The organism is Streptomyces rubellomurinus (assembly GCF_000961885.1).
In the GTDB taxonomy this organism is placed as follows: Bacteria; Actinomycetota; Actinomycetes; order Streptomycetales; family Streptomycetaceae; genus Kitasatospora; species Kitasatospora rubellomurina.
The window spans coordinates 1-4062 of record NZ_JZKH01000199.1; the positions used below are offsets into that span (position 1 = coordinate 1).

Here is a 4062-nt window from a genome sequence, read left to right on the forward strand (position 1 = left end):
CGGGTCGAAGGGCGACAAGGGCACCAGCACGTCCGTCCCGGCGACGTTCATCAACGACCGCCTGTGGGGCGCCGGTCACCTGATCGAGTACTTCGACAGCTTCAGCGCGCGGGCCGGTGCCGGGCAGTTCCTCTCGCTGGGCGCCGGGCATTACACGCCCGAGGTCGCCAAGGTCACCATCAGCTACGGCGACGACCCGACCCAGTACCCGGCCGTCATGGCCGGCGGCGCGTTCGTCTACACCGCGGCCGTCTCCACCGGCGACACCGGCGACACCGGGAAGGCCTTCGCCCCGGCCCCCTACGTCCACGCCTACAACGCGGACGGCAAGGAGATCTACAACCAGAAGACCCAGCCCAACACCAAGGGCACCCACCCGTAAGCGCTGCTTCAGGCACCTGGTGGTCAGGCGACGGCCTCGATGCCGAGGTCGGCGAGGAGTCCCCGGACGCGCTGCTCGATCCGGTCGCGGATCGGGCGGACGGCGTCGACGCCCTGGCCGGCCGGGTCGTCGAGCTGCCAGTCCAGGTACCGCTTGCCGGGGAAGTAGGGGCAGGCGTCGCCGCAGCCCATGGTGATCACCACGTCGGAGGCCCGCACGGCCTCGGTGGTGAGCACCTTCGGGGTCTCGGCGGAGATGTCGATGCCGACCTCGGCCAGGGCCTCGACCACGGCCGGGTTCACGGTGTCGGCCGGGGCGGAGCCGGCGGAGCGGACCTCGACGCGGTCGCCGCCGAGGCGGGTGAGGAAGGCGGCGGCCATCTGGGAGCGTCCGGCGTTGTGCACGCAGACGAACAGGACGGACGGGACGGACGGGACGGCGGAGGCACTCACGGGCGGGTTCTCTCTTCGGGCGGGGCGGCAGGGCGACGTGCAGCCATTATTGGGCCGGGCGTCCGGCGGCGGGGCCGTCCGGCCGGTGGGCCCCGGCGGCTGGGGCGTGGGCCCCGCCCCGTCCGGGCTGGGCGTGGCCCGTGCACGGGGGACCGGGGCCTCTCGCCCCTGGTCCCGCGGACGGGCCACCGTGGAGGCGTCGAATCGGACGGAACGGAGGAGAGGGAGGCGAGTCAGATGATCGTCTCGGAAACGGCCGAGTTCCACGTCGGCGACCGCGTCCGCGTGTACCGGGAGTCGTTCTACGGCGCGGTCGAGAGCGCCGTGGTCGTGGACACCCCGGCGGACCGCAGCCTGCGGCTGGAGTTCGGGGACGGCCGCCGCAACCACCTGCGCAAGGGCCGCGTCGAGCTGGACACCCGGGCGCTCGGCGCCGGCCGGCCGTAGTGGTCGGGCCCTCGGGTCCCGCCGACTACGGCCGGCCGGCGGGACCCTGACGGGGATCAGCCCTGCTGGGCCGCCTTGTTGAGCTTGTCGAGCTGCTGCTTGACCTGCGCCCGGTCCGGCATGGCGGTGTCGTGGAGCGCCGAGTCGGCGACCATCGTGATCACGTCGCCGGTGCGGACGAAGACGTAGGTCTTCGTCTCCACGAGCGCGTTCTGGCCGCCGTCCTCGTGGTACTCGGCCTTCAGGGCCAGGGTGGCGTCGCCGATCGTGTCGTAGGTGGCCTTGCTGAACTTGGCCCGGGTCGTCGGCTGGGGCATGTTCGTCATGGTGTCCTTGAAGCTCGCGCAGGACGCGAGCGCCGACTCGGCGGCGGCCATGGCCTTCTCCGCCTGCCCGGGTGCGTACTGGGTGAGGTGGATCTCCACGTACTCGCGGCCGTTGCCGCCGTAGTAGGCGCCCGTCGCGGAGGCGGCCGGCGCCTGGGCGGCGTTCCCGGGATCGTCCAGGTCCAGAACGGGCTGGCAGGCGGGCTTGTCCGCGGTCTGCTTGTGCTCGTGCTGGGGAGGGCCGACCACGGACCGGTTCTCGTCCGCGTCCAGGTCCTTCTTGGTGAGCAGCGCCTTGACGAGCTGGTCCTGCGTCAGCGGCTTCGCTGCCGCCGCCTTGCCCGGCCCCGACGTGGTGGGCGCGGCGCCCGTGGGCGCCTTGGAAGCGGCACCGGTGGCCGGCGAGGAAGCGGCCGGGCTCGGGTCGTCGCCGGGGCCGCAGGCCACCAGGGTCAGGGCGAGCGGCGCGACGACGGCCGCGGCCAGGGCAATACGCGTGGAACGCATGGTTCGGAATCCCCCGAGAATCAGAACGAATCACTTGACCGTGTCAGTCGGCCGATGAAATTGGATCATGGACCGCTGACGACCGGTCAAGGTACCGCACGGCGCCGACTCCGCCACGTCAGGGACCCCTCCGACCAGGTCCCACTAGCCCCGGGAGGAGCCGGCCGGCGTCAACGATCCGGTAGGGTCGCGCCCCGCGAAGAGGTCGGGCAGCGGTGCGTACGGAGGACCGATGGAGGCGGAGCAGGTGGCGGGGAAGGTGGGGCTGGCGACGATCGCCCGCGCGTGGGGGCGCATCGGCTGCACCGGCTTCGGCGGGCCTCCCACCCACATCGCCCTGCTGCGCCGGCTGTGCGTCGAGCGGACGGGGTGGATCACGGCGGCGGAGTTCGAGGACGGCATCGCCGCGACGAACCTGCTGCCCGGGCCGGCCTCGACCCAGCTGGCGATCCTGACGGCCTGGCGGCTGCGCGGGATCGCGGGCGCGCTGGTCGGCGGAGCCGCGTTCATCCTGCCCGGCCTGGCGCTGATCCTCGTGCTCGCCGCCCTGTTCCTGGCCGGCAGCCCGCCGCTGTGGGTGCGCGGGGCGGCCGCCGGGGCGGGGGCGGCCGTGGCCGCGGTGGCCGTGCAGGCCGCGGTCGCGCTGGTGCCGGCGAGCTGGAAGCGCGCCGGTGCGCGGCGGTCCGCGCGGGCCCGCTGGACCGGGTACGTGGTGGCCGGTGGTACGGCGGCGGTGCTGCTCGGCCCGTGGATGGTGCTGGTGCTGGTCGCCGCCGGGCTGTCGGAGGTCGCCGTGCACGCGCGCCGCCAGGCCGCACCGGGTCCGGGCCGAGGGCCGCGACGGCGCGGCGCGTGGCCGCTGCCGCTGGCCCTCGCGGCGCCGGCCGGCGGCGGGCTGCTCGCCCTCGCGTGGGTGGCGTTCAAGGTCGGCGCGCTGTCGTACGGCGGCGGGTTCGTCATCATCCCGCTGATGCAGGCCGACGCCGTCGACCAGTACCACTGGATGACGGACGGCCAGTTCCTCAACGCCGTGGCCCTCGGCCAGATCACCCCCGGCCCGGTCGTGCAGACCGTCGCCGTCGTCGGCTACGCGGCGGCCGGCGTCCCCGGCGGACTGCTCGCCGCCGTCGTCGCCTTCGCCCCGTCGTTCCTGTTCGTGACCCTCGGCGGCCCCCGCTTCGACGCGCTGCGCGCCGCCCCGCGGATCCAGGCGTTCTTCGGCGGCGCCAGCGCGGCCGTCATCGGCGCGATCGCGGGCTCCGCGGTCCCGCTGGCCATGGCGCTGCAGCACGCCTGGCAGTACGCGGTCCTCGCGTCCGCCGCGCTCTGGCTGCTCGCCGCGCGCCGCGGCGTCGTCGGGGCCCTCCTCGGCGCCGGCGCGCTCGGCGTCCTCGCGGCGGCAGCGGGCCGGCCGGTGGGCTGAGCAACCTCGGGCAACAGCTCGACCAGGCAGGGAACGCCGAGCAGATCGAACGCATCCGCGAACTGGTGGCGGCGAACCAGCAGCTCGAAGCGCAGGTCACACAGATGACCGGCGAGCGGGACCAACTGCAGGCCCCGCTCGACAAGGCCGAGGAGGACCTGGCGACGGTCGCCGAGATCCGCAAGCAGCTGATGTGGGCCGGCTGGCGAAGTCACGCCGGCGGATTGAACACGACTACCGCGAGCTGAAGACCCGACTGGGCCTGGAGCACTTCGAGGGCCGCTCCTACATCGGCTGGCACCGCCACGTCACCCTCGTCAGCGCCGCCCACCTCTTCCTCACCGAACAGCGCGCCCTCCCAAAGGCCCAGGCCAGGGCCTGACCTTCCACCAGACCCTGGACCTCCTCCAACACCTCATCGTCACCTGGAGGTAGCCGAGGTAGTCCTTGCCGCTGCGCCCGTCCGGCGCGCGCAGCAGCGCCTCGACGGCCTGGTGAACCGTCACCTTCATGGTGCCGTGGAGG

At 73.7% G+C, this 4062-nt stretch carries 6 protein-coding genes and 2 pseudogenes; 5 read left to right on the forward strand and 3 right to left on the reverse strand.

Annotated elements, in window-relative coordinates; genetic code table 11:
• Positions 1-382: pseudogene (locus VM95_RS37135) on the forward strand (hypothetical protein); the annotation flags it as partial.
• 23 nt (positions 383-405) lie between these two features.
• Here the strand turns inward: VM95_RS37135 and VM95_RS37140 are convergent.
• Positions 406-834, reverse strand: a complete 429-nt coding sequence (locus VM95_RS37140; protein WP_045705673.1) for an arsenate reductase ArsC — start codon at positions 832-834, stop codon at positions 406-408.
• 237 nt (positions 835-1071) lie between these two features.
• On the opposite strand from VM95_RS37140, the gene VM95_RS37145 reads away from it, so the two are divergent.
• Positions 1072-1281 (forward strand): hypothetical protein, encoded by a 210-nt coding sequence (locus tag VM95_RS37145; RefSeq protein ID WP_045705675.1) that lies wholly within the window; start codon positions 1072-1074, stop codon positions 1279-1281.
• Between the two features lie 56 nt (positions 1282-1337).
• Here VM95_RS37145 and VM95_RS37150 read toward each other — a convergent pair whose 3' ends face one another.
• Complete coding sequence (locus VM95_RS37150; RefSeq protein WP_045705677.1) at positions 1338-2114, reverse strand: hypothetical protein; 777 nt, start codon at positions 2112-2114, stop codon at positions 1338-1340.
• Positions 2115-2346: 232 nt separating this feature from the next.
• On the opposite strand from VM95_RS37150, the gene chrA reads away from it, so the two are divergent.
• The 3 genes and pseudogenes from chrA to VM95_RS44990 form a co-directional block, all read left to right on the forward strand.
• A complete protein-coding gene (gene chrA, locus VM95_RS37155; protein WP_045705679.1) occupies positions 2347-3537 on the forward strand; it encodes a chromate efflux transporter in 1191 nt (396 codons plus the stop codon).
• A gap of 65 nt (positions 3538-3602) precedes the next feature.
• Entirely contained in the window at positions 3603-3785 is a 183-nt protein-coding gene (locus VM95_RS43055) for a hypothetical protein (RefSeq protein WP_045705681.1), read from the forward strand.
• Positions 3725-3919: pseudogene (locus VM95_RS44990) on the forward strand (IS701 family transposase); the annotation flags it as partial. The gene VM95_RS43055 and the pseudogene VM95_RS44990, both read left to right, overlap by 61 nt.
• On the opposite strand, the gene VM95_RS43960 reads toward VM95_RS44990, so the two are convergent.
• Positions 3876-4062: hypothetical protein (locus tag VM95_RS43960; protein ID WP_208615607.1), on the reverse strand; the 187-nt coding region annotated here is incomplete at its 5' end. The pseudogene VM95_RS44990 and the gene VM95_RS43960 sit on opposite strands and share 44 nt — an antisense overlap.